Source organism: Caproiciproducens sp. CPB-2 (assembly GCF_036287215.1).
In the GTDB taxonomy this organism is placed as follows: Bacteria; Bacillota; Clostridia; order Oscillospirales; family Acutalibacteraceae; genus Caproiciproducens.
Genome location: NZ_CP142860.1, coordinates 1,760,706 through 1,782,120, shown reverse-complemented (window position 1 = coordinate 1,782,120; position 21,415 = coordinate 1,760,706). Strand labels below are relative to the sequence as shown.

Annotated in this window: 21 protein-coding genes; all 21 read right to left on the bottom strand. The window is 50.9% G+C overall.

All coding sequences use genetic code 11. The annotated features are described in order from the left end of the window. Positions 1 to 20: 20 nt before the first annotated feature. The 21 genes from tig to pknB all read right to left on the bottom strand — a co-directional run bounded on the left by tig (position 21) and on the right by pknB (position 21,413). Positions 21 to 1,340, bottom strand: coding sequence for a trigger factor (gene tig / locus VXK30_RS08875; RefSeq protein ID WP_275715823.1), 1,320 nt, complete (start codon positions 1,338 to 1,340; stop codon positions 21 to 23). A gap of 95 nt (positions 1,341 to 1,435) precedes the next feature. After that, positions 1,436 to 2,125 (bottom strand): metallophosphoesterase, encoded by a 690-nt coding sequence (locus VXK30_RS08870; protein ID WP_275715821.1) that lies wholly within the window; start codon positions 2,123 to 2,125, stop codon positions 1,436 to 1,438. Between the two features lie 11 nt (positions 2,126 to 2,136). Continuing rightward, a complete protein-coding gene (gene thrC / locus VXK30_RS08865; protein WP_275715819.1) occupies positions 2,137 to 3,660 on the bottom strand; it encodes a threonine synthase in 1,524 nt (507 codons plus the stop codon). A 96-nt stretch (positions 3,661 to 3,756) separates the two neighbouring features. Next, entirely contained in the window at positions 3,757 to 4,116 is a 360-nt protein-coding gene (locus VXK30_RS08860; RefSeq protein WP_275715817.1) for a YraN family protein, read from the bottom strand. Next, positions 4,113 to 4,721 (bottom strand): ribonuclease HII, encoded by a 609-nt coding sequence (locus VXK30_RS08855; RefSeq protein ID WP_275715815.1) that lies wholly within the window; start codon positions 4,719 to 4,721, stop codon positions 4,113 to 4,115. Before VXK30_RS08855 ends, VXK30_RS08860 begins: the two co-directional genes overlap by 4 nt. A 5-nt stretch (positions 4,722 to 4,726) precedes the next feature. Continuing rightward, positions 4,727 to 5,593 (bottom strand): ribosome biogenesis GTPase YlqF, encoded by an 867-nt coding sequence (ylqF, locus tag VXK30_RS08850; protein WP_275715813.1) that lies wholly within the window; start codon positions 5,591 to 5,593, stop codon positions 4,727 to 4,729. 26 nt (positions 5,594 to 5,619) lie between these two features. Then, on the bottom strand, positions 5,620 to 6,201 hold the full coding sequence (lepB, locus tag VXK30_RS08845) for a signal peptidase I (protein WP_275715810.1): 582 nt from the start codon (positions 6,199 to 6,201) through the stop codon (positions 5,620 to 5,622). 37 nt (positions 6,202 to 6,238) lie between these two features. Further along, the gene (lepB, locus tag VXK30_RS08840; RefSeq protein WP_275715808.1) at positions 6,239 to 6,829 is read right to left on the bottom strand and encodes a signal peptidase I; all 591 of its coding nucleotides are present in this window, start codon (positions 6,827 to 6,829) and stop codon (positions 6,239 to 6,241) included. Between the two features lie 34 nt (positions 6,830 to 6,863). Next, positions 6,864 to 7,442: a signal peptidase I gene (lepB, locus tag VXK30_RS08835; RefSeq protein WP_275715806.1), complete on the bottom strand. Its 579-nt coding sequence runs from the start codon at positions 7,440 to 7,442 to the stop codon at positions 6,864 to 6,866. 87 nt (positions 7,443 to 7,529) lie between these two features. Then, a complete protein-coding gene (gene rplS / locus VXK30_RS08830) occupies positions 7,530 to 7,874 on the bottom strand; it encodes a 50S ribosomal protein L19 (RefSeq protein ID WP_275715804.1) in 345 nt (114 codons plus the stop codon). Between the two features lie 171 nt (positions 7,875 to 8,045). Beyond that, positions 8,046 to 8,705, bottom strand: a complete 660-nt coding sequence (locus tag VXK30_RS08825; protein ID WP_275715801.1) for a TIGR03936 family radical SAM-associated protein — start codon at positions 8,703 to 8,705, stop codon at positions 8,046 to 8,048. Then, the gene (locus VXK30_RS08820) at positions 8,680 to 10,536 is read right to left on the bottom strand and encodes a TIGR03960 family B12-binding radical SAM protein (protein WP_275715799.1); all 1,857 of its coding nucleotides are present in this window, start codon (positions 10,534 to 10,536) and stop codon (positions 8,680 to 8,682) included. The genes VXK30_RS08825 and VXK30_RS08820 overlap by 26 nt, the downstream gene beginning before the upstream one ends. A 59-nt stretch (positions 10,537 to 10,595) precedes the next feature. Next, positions 10,596 to 11,195 carry a site-2 protease family protein gene (locus tag VXK30_RS08815; protein ID WP_275715797.1) on the bottom strand — a complete coding sequence of 200 codons (600 nt, stop codon included), beginning with the start codon at positions 11,193 to 11,195 and terminating at the stop codon, positions 10,596 to 10,598. Further along, positions 11,195 to 11,851, bottom strand: a complete 657-nt coding sequence (locus VXK30_RS08810) for a hypothetical protein (RefSeq protein ID WP_275715795.1) — start codon at positions 11,849 to 11,851, stop codon at positions 11,195 to 11,197. Before VXK30_RS08810 ends, VXK30_RS08815 begins: the two co-directional genes overlap by 1 nt. A 113-nt stretch (positions 11,852 to 11,964) precedes the next feature. After that, the gene (gene gltA / locus VXK30_RS08805) at positions 11,965 to 13,368 is read right to left on the bottom strand and encodes an NADPH-dependent glutamate synthase (RefSeq protein WP_275715792.1); all 1,404 of its coding nucleotides are present in this window, start codon (positions 13,366 to 13,368) and stop codon (positions 11,965 to 11,967) included. Continuing rightward, a complete protein-coding gene (locus VXK30_RS08800; protein ID WP_275715789.1) occupies positions 13,361 to 14,209 on the bottom strand; it encodes a sulfide/dihydroorotate dehydrogenase-like FAD/NAD-binding protein in 849 nt (282 codons plus the stop codon). The genes gltA and VXK30_RS08800 overlap by 8 nt, the downstream gene beginning before the upstream one ends. A gap of 136 nt (positions 14,210 to 14,345) precedes the next feature. Further along, entirely contained in the window at positions 14,346 to 15,824 is a 1,479-nt protein-coding gene (gene spoIVA / locus VXK30_RS08795; protein ID WP_275715787.1) for a stage IV sporulation protein A, read from the bottom strand. A 60-nt stretch (positions 15,825 to 15,884) separates the two neighbouring features. Further along, positions 15,885 to 17,420 carry a DUF3794 and LysM peptidoglycan-binding domain-containing protein gene (locus VXK30_RS08790; protein WP_275715785.1) on the bottom strand — a complete coding sequence of 512 codons (1,536 nt, stop codon included), beginning with the start codon at positions 17,418 to 17,420 and terminating at the stop codon, positions 15,885 to 15,887. A gap of 446 nt (positions 17,421 to 17,866) precedes the next feature. Continuing rightward, positions 17,867 to 18,490, bottom strand: coding sequence for a thiamine diphosphokinase (locus tag VXK30_RS08785; RefSeq protein ID WP_275715783.1), 624 nt, complete (start codon positions 18,488 to 18,490; stop codon positions 17,867 to 17,869). Continuing rightward, positions 18,487 to 19,374, bottom strand: coding sequence for a ribosome small subunit-dependent GTPase A (gene rsgA / locus VXK30_RS08780; RefSeq protein WP_275715781.1), 888 nt, complete (start codon positions 19,372 to 19,374; stop codon positions 18,487 to 18,489). The genes VXK30_RS08785 and rsgA overlap by 4 nt, the downstream gene beginning before the upstream one ends. A gap of 5 nt (positions 19,375 to 19,379) precedes the next feature. Beyond that, positions 19,380 to 21,413, bottom strand: a complete 2,034-nt coding sequence (gene pknB, locus VXK30_RS08775) for a Stk1 family PASTA domain-containing Ser/Thr kinase (RefSeq protein WP_275715779.1) — start codon at positions 21,411 to 21,413, stop codon at positions 19,380 to 19,382. Between the last annotated feature and the right edge of the window lie 2 nt (positions 21,414 to 21,415).

The window sequence follows — 21,415 nt, the reverse complement described above, 5'->3', positions numbered from 1 at the left end:
ATTGGCAGGAAGGACTTTTCTTATTCAGCAGCTTTTGCAGTTTCGGAAGGATCTTCTTTTTCCGTTACGACCGCGCTGTCACGAACGAGGTTGATTGCTTTTTCAACAGAGATGTCTTTTGCCAGTTCCTCTTTGGGAATAAAGGTCTTCACCTTTTCAGCGTCGATTTCATAGCCCTTGGCAAGCTTTTCAAACTCTGCCTCAATTTCTTCCTCGGTCGGATGAATGTCTTCCAGCTGGGCGATCTTTTCGAGCGCCAGACGGACCTTTACCGCGCGTTCCGCCTGCGGCTGGAACTGCTTGCGGATAGAATCCTTGTCCATACCCGTGTACTGCAGGTAGGTATCGAGGTTCAGGCCCTGGGACTGAAGACGGTACCCGAATTCGCGGATATCCTCGTTGATTTTGTTTTCATACATTGCCTGCGGAATTTCGGCTTTGAGATTTTCCACCAGCTTATCGATCAGCTGGTTTTCCACATCGTCTTTCGCCTTTTTTTCCTCGGCTTCGGTCAGCTTTGCTTTCATGTCTTCCCTGTATTTATCGAGCGTATCGAAATCGCTGACATCCTTGACAAAGTCGTCGTCAACTTCCGGCAGCTCCTTCATTTTGATTTCATGCAGCTTGATTTTGAAAACGGCGTCCTTACCGGCCAAATCCTTCGAGTGGTAATCCTCCGGGAACTTTACGTTTACATCAAATTCGTCGCCTGTTTTATGGCCCACAACCTGCTCTTCAAAGCCCGGGATAAACTGGCCCGCACCGAGAGTCAGGCTGTAGTTTTCCGCTTTGCCGCCGTCAAAAGCAACGCCGTCCACGGAACCGTCAAAATCAATGACGGTGATGTCGCCGTTCTGAGCCGCTCTGTCTTCTACGGTCACCATTCTGGAATTGCGCTCCTGAACCTTTTTGATCTCCGCGTCAATGTCCTCATCGGTTACCTTAACCGGCTTTTTGGTTGCGGCCAAGCCTTTATATTCATCAATTTCCACTTCCGGCTTTGTTGTGATGGTCGCCTTAAAAACAACGCCTTCCTTGCCGGCGGAAACCAGATCAAAATCAATTTTATCCTCGATCATTTCGAGTTTCGCCTCGTTGATCGCCGCATCCAGCGCATCAGGGTAAACCGTATTGATCGCATCCTCATAAAACACCTGCTCGCCGTAATACTTCTCAACGAAAGCACGGGGAGCCTTTCCCTTCCGGAAGCCGGGAATCGCAATCTTTTTGTTTTCTTTATGATATGCCTGATCAAGCGCTTTTTCAAATATAGCAGCGTCTACTGCAACCTCAAGCTGGTAACGGTTCGTATCAACCTTATTGGACGATTGTAAGCTCATTATTAACTTCCTCCTGCAAAATGCAAATTATCTAAATTATTATAGCACATGGAAAATAAATATTCTATATATTAGATAAAATATTCAAAAATTGTTCACTTCACCAGAACAGGCATGAATTTCAGATAGTCACAGGAAATCAAATGCATTTTGATGCCGTCATAAACCCCGGTGATCGCCCGCCGGGCTGCCTGATTCCCGTGAATGTGTCCGAAGTAGCATTCCGTGATGCCGTGCGACTTTAACACGCTGAGGATCTCTTTGCACTCCGCCCCGTCGTAGACGGGCGGGTAGTGCAGAAACACGACCGGCTTTACTCCCATCTTTTCCGCCTCGTTAATCGAGGTATTGAGGCGGCCGGCCTCGCGGTTGACAATCTTGATATCCTCCGCGGTTTCGGAATTGTACAGCCACCCGCGCGTACCGCAGACCGCAATATCCCCGACGGCCACCGCGTTGTTGTGAATGATGCCGATGGAATCCAGCCCGTGCAGCTTCAGAAAATCGTCGATCTTCTTTTTTGTGGTCCACCAGTAATCATGGTTACCCTTCAAAAACAGCTTACGTCCGGGCAGGGAGTGGATAAACCCGAAATCCTTCACCGTTTCCTCAAGCTTCATCGCCCATGAAATATCCCCGGCGACGACGACGGTGTCGTCTTCGCCGACCACGGCGCGCCAGTTTTTTTCAAGACGGACGGTATAGTCCCGCCAACCTTCAAATACATCCATCGGCTTGTCACAGCCGAGAGACAGATGCAGGTCTGCAATAGCAAATAGTGACATGTGATCCTCTCTTAGACAGTATACTTTATTCCGGCTGTTTTCAGCACAGCTTCGCCCATTTTATCTTTCGGGCAAATTTCAGTAAATCTGACTTTTCTTGATTCCAGCTGTGCAATCGGCGTCGGAATCGGGGTGCCTGTGACAGCGGAAAGCGCCTGAACCTTTTCAAACTCAGAGGCATCCGCGCGGTAATCGGCCGAAACGGCGCTCAACACACTGTCGGCGAATTTATACGGGCTGGCCGTAGATACGACGATCGCCGGCGTTTCCGTATCGTTTTCCGCTTCGACGTACTGCCGATAGACGTTGACCGCCACCGCCGTGTGGGTGTCGCAAAGGTAATTTTCCGCCCGGTAGATTTCCCGGATGGTTTCCTTTGTCGCGTCGTCGCCGCAGAACCCCGCCCAGAACAGCTCGTGAAGCCGGTTCAGGAGATCGCCGTCGACCTGATACCTGCCGCCTGACGCGAGTTCGCTCATCCACCCGGCTACTTTTGCGCTGGAGTTTCCGGTCAGGTCATACAGCAGGCGCTCCAGATTGCTGGATACCAGAATATCCATGGACGGGGAAATGGTGGTGTGAAAATCCCTGTTGCGGTCATAAACGCCCGTGTTCAGGAAATCGGTCAGCACATTGTTGGCGTTGGACGCGCAGATCAGCTTTTTCACCGGCAGGCCCATCTTTTTGGCGTAATAAGCGGCCAGAATATTTCCAAAATTGCCCGTCGGGACAACGATATTGACCTTTTCGCCTTCATGGGAAATTTTCCCGTTTGCCATCAGGTCGCAGTACGCGGAGAAATAATAGACGATCTGCGGCAGCAGCCTGCCCCAGTTGATGGAGTTCGCGCTGGAAAACATAATATCGTTCTGTTCAAGCAGACGGTTGATTTCGGGATCGGTAAAAATCTTTTTCACGCCGGTCTGGGCATCGTCGAAATTGCCTTCGATCGCACAGACCGCCACATTGTTCCCTTCCTGGGTGTTCATCTGGCGCTTCTGCATGGGGCTGACGCCGTTTTCCGGATAAAACACCTGAATGCGGGTTCCGTCCACATCTTTAAAACCTTCCAGAGCCGCTTTTCCCGTGTCGCCGGAAGTAGCGACCAGAATCAGAGCGGTCTTGGAGGACTGAATCTTTTTCAGCGATTTGGTAAGAAGGTGCGGCAAAAGCTGCAGCGCCATATCTTTGAACGCGCATGTCGGACCGTGCCACAGCTCAAGCAGGTACATCTTCATTTTCCCGTTCTGAAGATAAGAGAGCGGAGCCGGCCTGTCCTGCTCAAATTTTCCGCCGGTGTAAGCGTTCCCGACGCATTCCTCAATTTCTTCCGCGGTAAAATCGGAAAGAAAAGCCGATAAAATGCGGACTGCGCGCTCCGTATAGCCGCAGTGCTGCAGTTCCAGCAAATCCGAATATGAAAAACAGGGCAGCTTTTCAGGAACAAAAAGCCCGCCTTCGCCGCTGATGCCCTGCGAAATTGCCTGAGCAGAGGATACGCTGACGCTGCTGTTTCTTGTGGAGTGATAGTTCAAGTTTTTTCCCCCTTCGCGTTGTCTGTTTTTTAATCATATCATACTTTCCAGGAAAGAGAAACAAAAAAATGATAGGCATTCCTAAATAATATCGAATCAAATAGAAAATGCGTTTTCGATGTGTTCCACAGAAAGGATGGAGAAAGGGTCCGGCCTGGTAACAATGCCGATGACGTCAAACCGCGGCTGCAGCCCTGTTTCATGCGACTGCAGATAGTTAAGGGCGGTCTTGATAATTTTCTTCTGCTTTCCCGCCGTGACCGCCTCCAAAGGACTGACGCAGTAATGCTCGTCGCGTGTTTTGACTTCTGCAAAGACAATATAGTCCTTGTTTTCGGCAATCAGGTCGATTTCCCCAAAACGGGAATGGTAGTTGCGCGCAACAATCCGGTACCCCTTCTGTTCCAACAGCCGGGCCGCGCGGTCCTCCCCGATTTTTCCGGATGAATTGTTCATGGGGTCTCCCCCAGTATTTTTTTTAAAAACGTTTTTCTGTGAACCGGGCTGGGCCCGTACTGTTTCAGCAATTCCCTATGTAAAGCGGTGCCGTAGCCCTTATGTTTCGCGAACTGGTACTCGGGATAAATCCGGTCGATCTCGGTCATCAGCCGGTCACGGCTGACCTTCGCAAGGATGGAGGCGGCCGCGATGCTTGCGGAAAGCGCATCGCCTTTGATAATGGTCTGCGTATCCACCCCGAGCCGCGGCATCCGGTTTCCGTCCACCAGCGCCAGGTCCGGCCTGACGGAAAGCCCGTCGCACGCGCGCTTCATCGCCAAAAAGGTCGCCTGCAATATGTTGATCTTATCGATTTCCTGCTCCGTTGCGAATCCGACGGCGTAGACGATTGCAGTCTTCCTGATTACATCAAACAATGCTTCGCGTTTTTTTTCACTGAGCTTTTTGGAGTCGTTCAGCCCCTCGATCATCTGACCGGGGGGCAAAATAACGGCGGCAGCGAACACCGGGCCGGCCAGCGGGCCGCGTCCGGCTTCATCGATGCCGCAGATCATCCGGTATCTTTTTTTCAGCGCCATATTTTCATAGGCAAACCAATCCATACTTATCAACCAACCTGTTCCAGAGTAATTCTGCCTAATTTCGCACTTCGGAATTCATCCAGTATCATAATCGACGCGCGTTCCAGATCGATTTCCCCGCCGGAAATCAGCATCCCGCGTTTCCTGCCAATCAGCTCCAGCATTTCATAGCCTTTCAGATCGGCTATGTCGGCGCCCTCCAGCTTATATCTTGCTTTCAGCTCCCTGGGATAGCTGTCGCGGAGAACCTCCAGCAGACGGGAAGCCAGATGCTCCGTGTCAACCACTTCGTCTTTGACCGCTCCGGTAAACGCCAGCCTTTCCCCTACGGCTTTATCTTCAAATTTAGGCCACAGTACCCCCGGCGTATCCAAAAGCTCAAATCCCTTTCCAATGGTAAACCATTGGTTGGACCGCGTTACGCCCGGCCTGTCCTCAACATTTGCCTTGCCGTTTTTGGCAAGACGGTTAATCAGCGAGGATTTGCCCACATTGGGAATCCCGACGATCATGACGCGAATCTGCCGTCCGACCATCCCTTTTGCTTCCCAGGAGGCAATCTTGTCGCTCAGAACCTCTTTCACGAGGGGAATAAAGCCGTTCAGCCCTTTTCCGGTGCGGCAGTCGATCGCGATGGCGGGAATGCCCTGTGTTTGATAATAATCGATCCATCTGCCCGTCTGAACCGGATCGGCCATATCGCATTTATTCATTAAAATAACGCGGGGCTTCTGTTGGATCAGTCCGTTTAGAACCGGGTTCCGGCTGCTGACCGGAATCCGGGCATCGATAATCTCAGCGGCAACATCGACAAGCTTTAAGCTTTTTTCAATCTGCCTTTTGGTTTTGGTCATATGACCGGGGAACCATTGTATCGTTTGTGCTTCGCTCATTTTCGTTCGTCCCTGTATCTTTATTGTTATTTGATTGTCCCAAGTCTGTTAAACGGAAAGACAATCATTTCCGCTTTTCCAAGAATATATCTCTCGTCCACCATACCCACGTCAATAAACCGGCTGTCGTTGGACACGGAACGGTTGTCCCCGAGAACAAAGACATGTCTCGGAGGAACCTGAAGCGGATAATGGAAGTCCGAAGGCTGTGTGGTAATACCGTTTTCAATATAGGCGGACTCATCCAGCGCAACCCCGTCCACAGAAACGACGCCGGTTTCAAAATCAATATCCACAACCTGATTTTCCAGCGCGACGACCCTTTTGATAATCGGTTCCTTCAACTTGGTAGTGTGGGTGATTACAATCACGTCCCCCCGGTGCGGTTTGTAAAAAAAGCTGGACAAGATCACGCGGTCATTGGATCGCAGAGTCGGCAGCATGGAGGGGCCGCTCACATTGACCACCCTGAACAGAAACATGAATACCACGATCACGGCAATTAAAGAAGAGATCAGGGCTTCCACCCATTCGTAACTGTTGATGATAAAATTTCTTTTTTTCTCAGTTAGCGTTTCTTGCTGGGAAACGCTGTTTTCGTGATCCAATGAAGGAACAACTCCTTTATAAGAAAAAGGCAACGCCTTATAATTGACCAAATTTCTCAAACGGCATAATAATAAATTTGACCTTGCCGATAATATAGCGCTGGTCGATCATGCCGACCTCACTGAAACGGCTGTCCTCCGAAACCGTGCGGTTATCACCCAAAACAAAAACATGGCCGGCGGGGACCTTCTGCGGGAAAGTAACGTCATACTCGTCCTTGGTAATCCCATTCTCGATATAAGCGGACTCGTCGAGCGCAACGCCGTCAACGGAAACGATTCCGGTGTGAAAATCGATATCGACCGTCTGCCCTTCCGTAGCGATCACTCTTTTTACGATGCGCTTCTCCAAAGACGTTCCTTTGGCGTCGATCACGACAATGTCCCCGCGGACGAGGCCCGGCTCAGCACAGGCTGTAAACAGCTTATATCCGTCCACTAAATTGGGTTCCATGGAAGGCCCGTTTACAACGATATTTACCCTGAACAGGAATGTGAAAAAAATCATGATAATGATCAGTGCGGGAATCAGAGCCTCCATCCACTCGAAGCAGGCGCGGACGACACTGTTTTTTTCTTTTTCCGGGGACGCTGGTTCCATATCCGCCTGAATTTCATTTGCGTTCAAGAGGAATACAACTCCTTTTTTCAAATTGCTGTGTTTATATGGTTCCGAATTTTTCGTAAGGTATGAGAACGGTTTCGACTTTGCCGATAATATAGCGCTGATCGACCATACCGACGTCGCTTGAACGGCTGTCGTCCGAGAGCCTGCGGTTGTCGCCAAGCAGGAACACATGCCCTTTTGGGACAGTCTGCGGAAAACGGAGGTCGTACTGATTTTGGGTAATACCGTTTTTAATATAAGTCGATTCGTCCAGCGCAACGCCGTTGACAGAGACGGTTCCCGTCTGAAAATCGATATCCACCGTCTGGCCCTGGGTTGCAATGACCCTTTTGATAATCACCTCGTGAAGCGCGGTGGCCTTTGCGTCGACCACAACGACGTCTCCCAGAGAAAATGTCCGGTCAAAACATGATACAAGCACTTTATAGCCGTCCGTAAAATTGGGCTGCATGGAGGGCCCGTTGACCGTTATGATCCGGAACAGAAAAACAAATACCGCCATAATTACAAGCAGCGCGGGGATCAGGGCTTCCATCCACTCATAACAGCTCAAAACAACACGTTCCGGCGTTTTGCTGTCAGCCAGGGATTCCGCAGAAGGGCAACTTTTCAAGAACGGACACCTCTTTCGGGACCTGAAAAATATTGCAGTAGCAAAAAAGGGACACCTACATGTCCCTTTCAATCGCTATCTGATTCCTTATCTGAGCTGTTCCTTTACCTTTGCCGCCTTACCGACTCTGTCACGCAGATAGTAGAGCTTCGCTCTGCGCACACGGCCCTTGCGGACAATTTCAACACTCTTTACATTTGGAGAGTGAATCGGGAAAACTCTTTCTACGCCTACGCCGTAGGAAAGGCGCCTGACGGTGAAAGTTTCGGAAATGCCGCTGCCCTTACGAGCGGTAACGGTACCCTCGAAAACCTGAATTCTTTCTCTTTCGCCTTCTCTGATATTTACGCTCACCCTTACGGTGTCGCCAACTTCAAATACGGGAACTTCTGTTTTTACGGAATCTTGCGCAATCAGTTTTAACGCATCCATGGATATATTTCCTCCTTAAAATTCAGACATTCATGCCGCAGTGGCAGAGGACTGTCCGCTTCAATGTCACGGTACAACCGGGCATTAAACCCCACCAAAATCAATCAGCGGATTCCAAATGCCTATATATCATACCATAATCCTGAAAAAGGTGCAATATTTATTTTTATTTTACTCAAATATTTTAAAATCCGCGTCGTAAAGGTTGATCCTTCGGATATCGCTGAATAAATCCAGCAACAGGTATTTTTTCATCGCGTCGCATAAAAGCGAAGGGTTTACGTTCATGGTGCTTCCCGCGGGGAGCATCGCGCTGATTTCCACTCCGTCGTCCCGGGCAACGACTTCCGTCCTGTCAAGGTACGGTCTCAGATCCAGATCGATCATCCCGTTTTTTGTATGCTTGGGAACGACCACCGTTTCCCGGCTGAACAGTTCCCGGATGGCGGCGGCTGTTTCTTCGGGAGGGTGTCCCTGCGTCTCCAGCTTCATCAGGTAAGAGGCGTAGGCGATCTGCCCCGGCTTCATCACCGGCTCGGTAACGTCAAACACGGGGATGTCGTCCGGCAGAGCCGCGTTCAGCTTCCCGATGAGCTCTTCGCGCGTAATACCGTCGTCGTCCAACCGGATATCCATGCTTTCCCGCTCTCCCCCGATACCGAGCGACAGCGGAAGCGCAAACGTAATGAACGCGTGGGGATTATAGCCCTGGGTATACCAAAGAGGAAGCTTCGCCTTGTGAATCGCACGCAGCATGCAGCGGTTTAAATCAAGATGCGAAATATACCGCGCCGTTCCGATCTTTTTAAACCAGACCCTGACGTTTTTCATAGCAGATTCCTCCTTTGAAGCAGGACGCGCCGCAGGAAGAGCACTGTTCCCGGCAGTTGGGGGTGGTGACGTTTGCGTAAGCCTTTTTGCATTCGTCAATCAGGAAGGATTTTTTGATCCCGTAATCAATGTGGTCCCATGGCAGCACTTCGTCGAAGCTTCTCCTGCGGTTCGCGTAAAAGGCCGGGTCGATTCCGCACCTCTCGAAAATTTCCATCCATTTCGGAAACGAGAAAAAGTTCTGCCAGCCGTCCATTTTGCATCCGCTTCGATGCGCTTCCAGCAGGACGCCGCATAAGCGCCTGTCCCCGCGCGCAAAAACAGCCTCCAGAAAGCTGGTGTCCGCTTCGTGCCAATTGGGTTCCACCTTTCTGGTTTTGACCGAAGCGACCAGGTGGCGCTGCTTTTTGCGGAGCGTCTCCATGGTATCCTGCGGTTCCCACTGAAAAGGCGTGAACGGTTTCGGAACAAAGGAGGACGCGCTGACGGTGACTTTTACGCCTTTCCCCTTCGGTTTGTCAGGATTTGCGTAAAAGGCGTCGACCACCTTCTGCCCCAGCTCCGCGATCCCGGCAACATCATCCAACGTTTCCGTCGGTAGCCCGATCATAAAATAGAGCTTGATGGTCGTCCAGCCGCCCTTGAACGCGGTATTGACGGTTTTCATCAGCTCTTCTTCCGTGACGTTTTTATTGATAACGTCCCTCAGACGCTGCGTTCCCGCCTCCGGCGCAAAGGTAAGACCGCTGCGGCGGACGGATTTGATTTTGGACATCAGCTCCGGGGAAAAATTATCGACCCGAAGGGACGGCAGCGAAATACCGGTGTTCTCCTTTTCCGTCCATGTATGGAGCCGGTCGATCAGCTCGTTCAGCCTGGAGTGGTCGCTCGTGCTGAGCGAGGAAAGCGAAATCTCATCATAGCCCGTGCTGTCGCACAGATCGTGGCACTGCCGGTCAATGACGTCCACTGATTTTTCACGGAACGGGCGGTACAGGAAGCCCGCCTGGCAGAAGCGGCAGCCGCGGATACAGCCGCGCAGGACCTCCGCCACTGTCCTGTCGTGCACGATTTCAATGTAGGGCACCACAAATTTATCCGGGAAATAGGACTTGTCCACGTCCATCATAATGCGTTTTTTTACGGGAAGGGGCGCTCCCTCTTTCGGAACGATCGCCTTTACCGTATGATCTTCATGATAAGAAATATGATACAGAGACGGCACGTAGACTCCCTGAATCTGAGAAGCCGCCTTTAAAAATTCCTCTTTGGAACGGTCCTGCTTTTTGTATTCCCGGTAAAGGGCGACTACCTCCAGATCTACTTCTTCCCCCTCGCCGATAAAGAACAGATCAAAAAAGTCCGCCAAAGGCTCCGGGTTGCAGGCGCAGGGTCCGCCGGCCACCACAAGCTGGGAAAGGGAATGCCGGTCTTCGGCTTTCAGCGGGATTCCCGCCAGATCGAGCATATTTAAGATATTGGTATAGCTGAGCTCGTATTGAAGGGTAAAACCGATGATATCGAAGTCGCGGATGCTGTCCCCGCTTTCCAGCGCATAGAGCGGCAGGCCGTTTTTACGCATTTCCTCTTCCATATCCACCCAAGGGGCGAATACACGCTCACACCAGACATAGGGTACGGTATTCAGCTGGCTGTACAGAATTTTCAGCCCGAGGTGCGACATGCCCACTTCGTATATATCGGGAAAACAAAATGCAAACCGCACATCCACTTCATCCGCGTGCTTCCTCACGCAGTTGAGCTCGCCGCCGACGTATCTGCCCGGTTTTTGCACGTTTGCAAGCAGTTTTTCTATCTTTTTATTGACCATTCGTATCCTCCGCACAATATATGTTTTATATTATACTGCCCGCGTGCGGAGAATGCAAATCAATAATACCTTCCGTTCTTGTAAAGGAGCAGAAAGATTAAATAAACGGATACGGCAAGAAGATAAAAATTGCCGTTGGCACGGAACAGAAAAAGGAAACCAATCGCTGCCAGCGGCGTTAAAACCGCGAATGAAGCGACGGATACAATCCTTGCGGACAAAGTGGCGTTCAGGCGGGTACAAAGGACGGAATACAGCGCCTGCCCTCCGTCAAGCGGCTCCACAGGCAGTAGATTAAACCCTGCCAGCACCAGGTTGGCAAGGATAAAAGAGTGAAAATAACGCTCATCGGCGAGGAAACAGATCAGCGCGGCAGCAAGGTTGGTTCCCGGTCCCGCGACGGAAATGGCGGCGTCGCGCCAGTAGGACCGGTCGATACCCGCAGATTTGATCATATCGATTCCGAAGGGGGTAAACCGAATCTGCGACGGCGCCGCTCCGAACGCGGCCATGACCGCTAAATGACCCAGTTCATGCAGCGCCGCACAGGAAAGGCCCAGAACGGCCATTCCGCTCCTGTCGAACAGAAAAAAAACTGCCAGTACGGCTACAAATAAAAAATCGACGGTCACACGGCAGTTTTTGATGGAAAAAGACATCAGCCGCTGACCTGCTGGGAGGGTGCCGCCTGCTGGTTCTCCGGCTGCTGTGAATTTGTTGCGGAACCTGCGTCAGACTGGGAAACGGTTCCGGCCTGAGACCCGGGATTTGCCTGTGAATTGACGCCGCTTTGCGGATTCTCACTTGTCCGGGAAGTCACACCGGGCTGGGAGGCGGTGCTTTCTGACTGGGAGGAATTATCCTGAGCGCGCGGCTTTGTAAAAAAATCGGTAACCGACGGCAATATCTCTACAACGGTATGTTTTACATGGTCGATATCCTCGGTTGGAACAATGGAATTATTGATGTTCTGCAGATACCAGTTTTTGATGATCAGATATGCATTGCCCCCAAAGACCCGGAGAAAGACCGCCGTGGCTAAAATGATCGAACATACCGTTATTTGAATTGTGGTCAGCAGTCTTGTGCTGAGGGTTTTCGCTTTTTTGTTCCTCCTGTATTGCTGTCCGTCGTAGTCCTTTTCATAATTCCTTTCGTAGTCCCGCTGATCATCTTTTTCGTGATTCCTGTAATTCCTGTTGTCATTTCTGCTGTAGACATCCTCGTAATGATCTTCTACATAACCGTCGTCATCGTCTTCGTAGTCATCTTCATAATCTTTATCATACCGATTATCTTCATACCGATCGTCCATTGTTATTCCTCCTGCATCATTATAATCCTAATAATAATATGTCCGATGCAGGTGGAAGATGCCCTGATATGAAAAAACCGCCGTATTTTACGGCGGTTCAGTCGGTTTTGTCCTTATTTTGCTTTGTCTGCTTTGGACCGGATATACTGATCGATGGAGCGGGCGGCTTCCTTGCCGCCGCCCATGGCCAAAATCACGGTTGCGGCACCGCTGACGGCGTCCCCCGCGGCGTAAACGCCCTCCCGGGTCGTCGCCATGGTCGCTTCATCCACAACGATGCAGCCCTTCCTGTTTGCTTCCAGGCCCTCTGTCGTGGAGCGGATCAGCGGGTTCGGCGAGTTGCCGATCGCCATGACCACACAGTCCACCGGGATTTCAAAGTTGGAGCCTTCTTTGGGCACCGGCTTGCGCCTGCCGGAAGCATCCGGTTCGCCAAGCTCCATCTCGATGCACTCGATCGACCTGACCCTGCCGTTTTCGTCGCCGTGGATGGCAACGGGATTGCGTAAAAGATTGAAGAGAATACCCTCTTCCTTCGCGTGGTGAATTTCCTCTTTCCGCGCGGGCATCTGCTCTTCGGCGCGGCGGTACACAATATACACATTCTCCGCGCCCAGACGTTTGGCGGTCCTCGCGGCGTCCATCGCCACGTTGCCGCCACCCACAACGGCGACGTTCTTCGGCCGGATAATCGGGGTGTCGTATTCGTCCAGATAGGCTTTCATCAGGTTCACCCTGGTCAGGAATTCATTGGCCGAGTAAGTCCCGACCAGTTCTTCGCCGGGAATATTCATAAAGCTGGGCAGTCCGGCGCCGGTGCCGATGAATACGGCTTCATAGCCCATTTCAAACAGCTCGTCTACCGACAGCACCTTGCCCATGACCATATCGGTCTGAATGTCGACGCCCTTGTCCCTCAGACCGTCGATTTCCTTCTGCACGATCTCCTTCGGCAGTCTGAACTGCGGGATGCCGTACATCAGTACGCCGCCCGCGGTATGCAGTGCCTCAAACACGGTAACGGAGTACCCCAGGGCCGCCAGGTCCCCGGCGCAGGTCAGGCCCGCGGGCCCCGCCCCGATCACGGCGACCTTGTGTCCGTTCGGTTTCCCCTCAAACGTCTCGGCCCCGCCGTGCTTCATGTGCCAGTCGGCCACATAGCGTTCCAGACGGCCGATCCCCACCGGCTCCCCTTTGATGCCGCGCACACATTTTTGCTCGCACTGGGATTCCTGCGGGCAGACCCTTCCGCAGACGGCGGGAAGGGAGTTCGTCGTCTTAATGATCCTGTACGCGTTTTCCATATCGCCGGAAGCGACGCAGCTGATAAACTCGGGAATGCGCACGCCGACCGGGCATCCGCTGACACACGGCTTGTTTTTGCAGTTCAGGCACCGTTTGGCCTCTTCCGCGGCCATTTCTTCCGTGTAACCAAGCGAGACTTCTTCAAAGTTCTTGTTGCGCACATTGGGGTCCTGCTCCGGCATCGGCGTTTTTACTTTGGACATATTAGGCATTTTTCGCACCCTCCATCAAGCGGCAGTTGTATTCGCGCGTCGCTTCTTTTTCCGACTCAGAATAGGTTCTCGATCTTTTGATGGCCTCGTCGAAGTCCACTTCGTGGCCGTCGAAATCCGGACCGTCCACACAGGCGAATTTGGTTTTTCCGCCGACCGTCAGCCTGCATCCGCCGCACATGCCGGTCCCGTCGATCATAATGGGGTTCATGCTGATGAGCGTTTTGATGTTGTACTCTTTGGTCAGGTTGCAGACGGCGCGCATCATGACGAGCGGCCCGATGGCGATGACCAGGTCGTAATTTGCCCCGTCCTCAATATTTTTACGCAGGGCGTCGGTCACAAAGCCCTTGTTTCCGTTGGAGCCGTCGTCCGTTGTCAGGATCAGATGATCGCTGACCGCTTTCATCTCGTCTTCCAGGATGATGATGTCCTGATTCCGGAATCCCGCGATCATGTCCACCTTCGCGCCCATGCCGTGCAGGGCCTTCGCCTGCGGGTACGCGATCGCACAGCCGGCGCCGCCGCCAATCACCGCTACGTTTTTGTAGCCCCCCAGCTCGGTCGCTTTTCCCAAAGGCCCGATGAAATCCAGAATCGCGTCGCCGACGTTCAACTGATCCAGCATCAGGGTCGTCTTTCCGACCTTCTGATAAATAATGGTGATGGTTCCCTTCTCGCGGTCGTAGTCCGCTACCGTCAGAGGAATCCTTTCCCCGAATTCATTGACACGCAGAATAATGAACTGGCCGGCTTTCGCCTTTTTCGCAATATATGGCGCTTCTACCGCCATCAATGTCATCGAATCATTCAATATCCGCTTCTCCACAATCGTAAACATCGGTACACTCCCTTTTCTTTAACGAGTAGTAAAACATAGTCTTTTTTTATTATAAAGGTTTGTAGCAGATTTATCAATAAAAAAATGTGATTCGGCTAATTTTGCCGAATCACATTTGCGGTTTATTTTATGAATTTTACAGGATAATGCATATCAGGCCGTTGCAGCCTTCATTGATGATCCGTTCTATCGTCTCGCGCACCTTATCCCGTGCGTCCGTAGGCATTCTGTACAGCTTGTTGTGCAGGCCCTCGTTCACAAGCTCGTGCAGGCTCTTGCCGAAGATATTGGATTCCCAGATTTTGGAGGGGCTTTCCTCAAATTCCTTCAGCAGATACATGATCAGATCCTGCGACTGCTGCTCGGAACCCACAATCGGCGTCAGCTCCGTCGTAATTTTCGTCTTCATCATGTGGATGGAAGGCGCCGCCGCTTTCAGACGCACCCCGTATTTGCCGCCCTGTTTGATAATCTCGGGCTCGTCGAGCGTAAGCTCCTCAATATCCGGCATCACAATTCCATAGCCGGTGTCCTGCACATCCTGATAGGCGTCTTTGATCTTGTTATATTGATCCCGGATTTTTGCAAGTCCGAGGATGCTGTCGAGGAGCCCACCCTCATCCTCAATATCGATACCGGTTTTTTCACCCAGGATTTTATAGAACAGATTCGGCTGCAGATTGACGGCAACCCGCGCGTTGCCGGTTCCCAGATCGATGGATTCGGTTTTTGCGCCGCTGACATATTCGCATTGATTGATATCGTTGATAATCGACCCGACTTCCCGTATCCGGGAGATTTTCGAAGCCGAATTCTGGATGGTGCCGTAGACAGCGGAACGCAGCCAATGATTTTTTTCAAGGCTGGAAAGCCAGCGCGGCATGTCGACCTTAATCGCCTTCACCGGGAATTCAAACAGCACTTTGGAAAGAATATCCCTGATTTGTCCCTCTTCCATTTCAAGGCAGTTGACGGGCGCCACGGGTACCTTGTATTTCTCCTGCATCTGCGAAGCCATGGAAACCGCAGGACTTGAATTCGGGTCGGTACAGTTCAGAAGGACAATAAAGGGTTTGTTGATTTCCTTCAGCTCTTTCACGACCCTCTCTTCCGCTTCCTCGTATTCCTCCCGGGGAATATCGCTGATGCTGCCGTCGGTCGTGACGACCAGCCCGATAGTCGAGTGCTCCGTAATGACCTTCTTGGTCCCGATTTCCGCAGCCATGTTGAACGGAATCGGCTCGTCGTACCACGGGGTCATCACCATGCGCGGCTGATCGTTCTCTATGTATCCGAGCGCGCTTGGAACGATGTAGCCGACGCAGTCGATCATACGCACCGAGAAGGTGGCGCTGTCATCCACTTTTACTTTGACGGCCTGTTCCGGAATAAATTTCGGTTCCGTCGTCATAATGGTACGTCCTGCGGCGGACTGCGGCATTTCATCGATCGCGCGGTCGCGCCTGTAGTTGGAATCCATGTTCGGAACGACGATGGTATCCATGAATTTCTTAATAAAAGTGGATTTTCCGGTTCTTACCGGACCTACCACCCCAATATAAATATCACCGTTCGTGCGCTGGGAAATATCACTGTAAATATTGCGTTCTTCCATTTTACCTCCCCCTCAGGCAGAGAAATTTAATTTTTATTGCGAATGTCTCTCAAGGAATCCTTACATAGGAATCAGCAGCATCCCCCTGTTCTCAACGAAATCACCGGTAAGGTCGTTTTCCAGTTTAATCGCATTGACCGAGGTGCAGTATTCACGGGCGATATTCCATAAGCTTTCACCCGCGTCGGCGTAATAAATACTTAATGCCGCGGATTTGTCCTGTGCCCTGGGTTTGGTTTCGTCAGCTGCGACATCCGTGATCAGCTTCAGGTTGTATTGGCTGTAAATTCCGGCGCTGAGCCTTAATTCAACCTTCAGATCAATTCCGCCGCCCGTAATCCGGTAGCTGATCCCCGCTACCAGCATCGAGGCGCTGCATTTGATATGATCCTCTTTCGCCTGGTAGGGGCGGGCATATTCAAAATCCATCAGCCGTTCAAAATAGACCGCCTTATTGTCCGGATTCAGGGCAAGCACACAGATATTGAATTTCCCCTTGTAATTGATTTGTCCGTTTGCATAGTCGGCGGAAACAGTGTTCATTTCATTCCAGATATCGATAATCTTTGAAATCGGTACATCCTCCAGTGCCAGAGAACCCTTGTGAATATCGGTATCGTTGATGAATTCAACAGCATTGTCGATGTTTTTCTGTTTGGAGCTGATGTTCAGCTCGTACTGCTTGGAATAGGCGTCCGTTACCATAGTAACGTCGGAATTCTGATAGGCGGACGCATTTACAAACACCCTGGCCTGAACGTCAAAGTAAGTCTGATCACCGGAATAATCATTTTTGATCTGTGCTTCCAGCCCGGCAACATTCAGCTGGATATTGAAGATACAGTTTTCTGAGGCTCCCTCACAGTCAACCATTTCATTGAACGGAAGTGCGTACTCCATCACTTCCAGAGCAGCTTCGTTATCCGCTGTGGAATACAGGAATTTTACACATACTTCTCCCTTGATCATCAGCTTGTTTGCGACAGGGGTATAGTCCTGAAGCACCGCAAACGCGTCGGAACGGACCAGACTATCCGCGGGCGGCTTGCCCTGCCCGAGCTCCAGCACCTCTTCCACCGTAAACTGCTGCTGAGCGAACCCGGCCATCTTGTTGATCGACAGTGTGCTTTTCTGCTCTTCCACTCCTTCGCCGTCTATGTTGGAGACCACCTCGTTCTCCCCCTGCACAATTACTTTTGCGCATGCGGAAAAAGAACCGTGTATGTCCAGGCGCCGGGGACTGGTCGCACGGCAGTTAATATATTCCACCCTGGTAAACGCAAAAATCTGCGCGTTGTCGGCAGCCTGCTTCAACTGGATGGCGGCGGAAAACGACTGACTGGTTTCATAGCAGTGAACAGCCGTACCGCCGGGATCAAGATAGAGTATTTTCACGGTGTAACTGCCTTCCAGTTCCAGTCTGTCCCCTGTAATGCTTCTGGAGGTAATGTGCGGATAAACCTGACATTTTAAAATGCGCTGTATATCGGGGCAGTAGTCAGGCAGGCTGATGTCGAGATCCACCGGCTGCTCCTGGCAGCCATCATAAATCACTTCGCTGGTGGCCAATGCCTCACGGTTAAGCATATAATCCATAAAGGTTCTCTCCTTTTCCTGTTTCTACCTAATTGTTATTCTAATCTTGTACGGTTTATGCGCATTCGCATAAAAAATTACCGGCTGCATCAGCAGCCGGCATCCATTTTTTAATTTTCTTTTTTTATGTTAAAAAACTTTCGTAATACAAATCCTAAAAATTTCGAGCTCTTCAAAACGACTACTTTCATCTCACAAACCTCCCATTATGTTCCACACCTTAAAAGTGTGATTCCCAATATGACCATGATGATCGCTACTATAAACAGGATTAATCCCGTTGGGCAAAAACAAGAGGCAGCCAGCCCGAGCCCAAAAGCAACCGCGCATTTTGCAATTAAGCAATTATTTCGTTGCCACATCCAGCTCACCGCCATTATAAAGAATAAGACGATATTTCTTTTGTCTTATCCTCATTATATTCAGCGGCAAAGATTTTGGTTCGCTTATGACAGTAAAAAAATCAGGGCGTTTCCGCTGTGAACAAAAATCTGCGCCTGATCCTCCGTGATCTCATTGCTGACGCCGAGCGGATAGGCGGAAGAAATAGACGCTTCCCTGAGCGGATATTTCATTCCCTCGTAGCTTACCGTACAGAAACCGACGCCAAAAGGAAAAACGGAAACCGTCCGGCCTTTCAGCCCGCTCAGCGTCAGTCTGCCGCCGGAAAGCAGGAATACCCGGCAGTCCCTGTCCGCAATCACCGCTTTACAGCCCTGGGAAGCCAGATACTGCAGCGCGCAGAAATTGGAGAAGGAATGGTCGATCCTGCCGCCCAGAGCGCCGAAAAGAGTAAAATCACGGTATCCCCTTTTGATCGCTTCCTTGATCGCCGCCATCATGTCGGTATCGTCTTTTTCCTTGTTCAGACGGATGGTTTCAATGTTCTTCGGCAATTCATTTTTTACAGAGTCGAAATCACCGATGAGCAGATCGGGCGTAAGATGATGTTCCAGCGCAACGTCCAGACCGCCGTCGGCGCAAATAATAAAAGAATGATCAGGATCGATTTCATTCAGAATCCCGCCGTATTCGCAGGGCGACGAACCGATAATCACGCATTTTTTCATTTCATATTCCATTCTTTCAGATCTTTCACTTCATTGTACATGGCGACATAGCTTTCATGACGGGATTTACTGATAGCCCCCTCTTCCACCGCTTTCAAAACCGCGCAGCCCTTTTCGCAGGTGTGGGAACAGGAGACAAATTTGCACTGATTCAGATAGGGTTCAAATTCCCGGAAGCAATACTGAAGGTTTTCCTTTTTCACCAGATCATAGCGTTCCACACTGATGGAAGAAAAGCCCGGCGTATCCGCGACATAGGTATTTTCCCCCAGCTTTAAAAAGGCAACCTGTCTTGTGGTGTGGCGGCCGCGTCCAAGCTTCTGGCTGATTTCTCCGGTCTGAAGATGGAAACGCGAATCGATCCTGTTCAGAAGAGAGGATTTTCCGACCCCGGAATTCCCCGTAAAAGCGGATATTTTGCCCTTCAGGAGCTCCTCCACTTCTTCAATTCCCTCACCCGTAGCCGAAGAAACCGTAAGCAGCGGAATCCCGGTCGTCTGATAAATGTCGTTCAGCCACTGACAGTCTTTCAAATCGCTTTTGGAGATCACGATAACAGGCTCAATCCCCCTGTCCTCCGCCGCAGCAATGATTTTGTCAATCACCAGCGTGCTGGGGGACGGATCGCAGATCGACACGACGATCACCAGCTGATCGATGTTTGCAACCGGCGGGCGCACCAAAGAATTCTTTCGCGGGAGTATTTCCTCAATCGTGCCTGTCCCGTCTTTCTCCAGACTAACGGTTACATGGTCGCCGACGAAAGGAGTCACCTTGTTTTTCCGGAACACGCCCCTTGCTTTGCATTCATACAGCGTATCGGCGGCCTCCACATAGTAGAAACCGCCGATACCTTTTATAATGGTACCGTTTATCTTATCCATAAGCATCAGTCCGAAGGAGTGATGACGCCGCTCGGGATCTCGCTGTTTCCCCCCGTACTGCTGGCATTGTTATACGGATAGCTTTCCCCTGCCGTGGAAGTGCCCGCGTCAAAGTCAAGCGTAAACTCCTGGTACTTGTTTCCGTCCAGCTGAATAATCAGCTGCTTTTTGCCGCTGCTGCCTTTAAAAGTAAGCTGGCATACGTCATTGTAGGACGGGTTCACGGTCTTTTCCGTCTGGAGCTCATTGCCCAAATACGCTTTCAGGTTGATGTCGTGCGTCACTTCTTTCGGGAGCTTGACAAAGACATCGATGGATTTCTCCGATTTCTTACCCGAACTGACGACAATGGATACCGCGCTGCCTTTCACAACCTGCACGCCGGGCAGCGGGGAAGTTTCAATGACCACGTCTTTCGCTTTATCGCTGTCATCCTGTGCGGTAATATCCCCGACTGTCAGACCCGCCGCGATAATTTCCGTTTTTGCATCCTCTATAGTTTTGTCGATCACGGCAGGAACGGCCGTTTTTTCTTCCTCTCCGCCGGTGCTGACATAAATCTTCACCTTGGTTCCTTCCGTGACCTGCGTCCCCGCGGGGGGATCGGTATTTTTTACATGGCCCTTCTCGGTTTGGTTATCCACTACGGGCAGGACCTCGTACAGCAGATTTACTTTTTCCAGATCGGTAATCGCTTCCTCCTGCGTCTTGTTGGAAACGTCGGGAACAGAGACCGGCTTGCCGCCCGCGTTAATGGTAAGGGTGATTTCCGCGTTGGCTTTTACGGTCGTTCCCTCCTTGGGGCTTTGGCTCAAAATAATTCCCGTTTTCTGAGTGGAATCATTTTTTGTTTCGGTAACAAAGGTCAGATTTTTATACTGGTCGTTGCTCTTTACTTCTTCTTTTACTTCATCGTAGGTTTTTCCTCTGAAATCCGGTAGAACAATGTTGCCGACTCCGCTGTTGCAGCTGTGAAACAGCGCGGCGATGCCAAAGCCGATGACGACAATCAGAAACGCAGAGGCAATCCCTGCGATCACTAAAGAGGCAGCCGACCTTTTCTTCTTCTTTTTGGGCGCTCTGGACGGTTCTTCCTCATATTCATAATTATCATTGTACGCGGAAGGCTCCGCTCCCTTTACCGTGTTGATCGCGTCGATATATTTGGTAGGCTTTTCATCGATAAAATATTTGTACTGAAAGCTGATGCTGGGATTCCTCCGGAAAGCTTCGATATCCCTGAGCATTTCGGCGGCGGACTGATACCTTTGCGTAGGATTTTTCTGCATCGCCTTTAATGTAATTTCCTCCAAACCTTCCGGCACGGAGGGATTGATTTCCTTCGGAGGCTTGGGGTCTGCCTGCAGCTGCATAATGGCGACGGAGACAGCGCTGTCGGCTTCAAACGGAAGACGGCCCGTAATCATTTCGTAAAGCATGACCCCTACGGAGTAAATGTCCGCCTTTTCGTCGGTCAGATCTCCCCTTGCCTGCTCCGGCGCGATGTAATGGACCGAGCCGATCGCTTTGTCCGTCATCGTCCGCGTTTCACTGCGTGAAAAACGGGCAATGCCGAAATCGGTCACTTTAATCGTGCCGTCCTGCAGCAGCATAATGTTCTGGGGCTTTATGTCGCGGTGGACAATGCCCTTTTCATGAGCGTGCTGAAGCGCGCGCAGAATCTGGACGGTAAAATGGATGGCTTCTTTCCATTTGATTTCCTTCTGCTGATCCAAATATTCCTTTAACGTAATTCCATCGATAAATTCTTCGACAATATACTGGATTCTGTCACCAAAGCTGACGTCGTAAACTTTGACAATGTTTGGGTGGGAAAGCACCGCAATTGCCTTGGACTCATTTTTGAAGCGGCGGATAAACTCGTCGTTTCCCAAAAACTCGTCCTTGAGTATTTTGATTGCGACCGTACGGTCGTCAATCGTATCATACGCGCGGTAAACCAGAGCCATTCCGCCGGTACCGATCAGTTCATGTATTTCATAGCGTCCGTCGAGCCGTTTTCCTGTGTACTTATCCATAA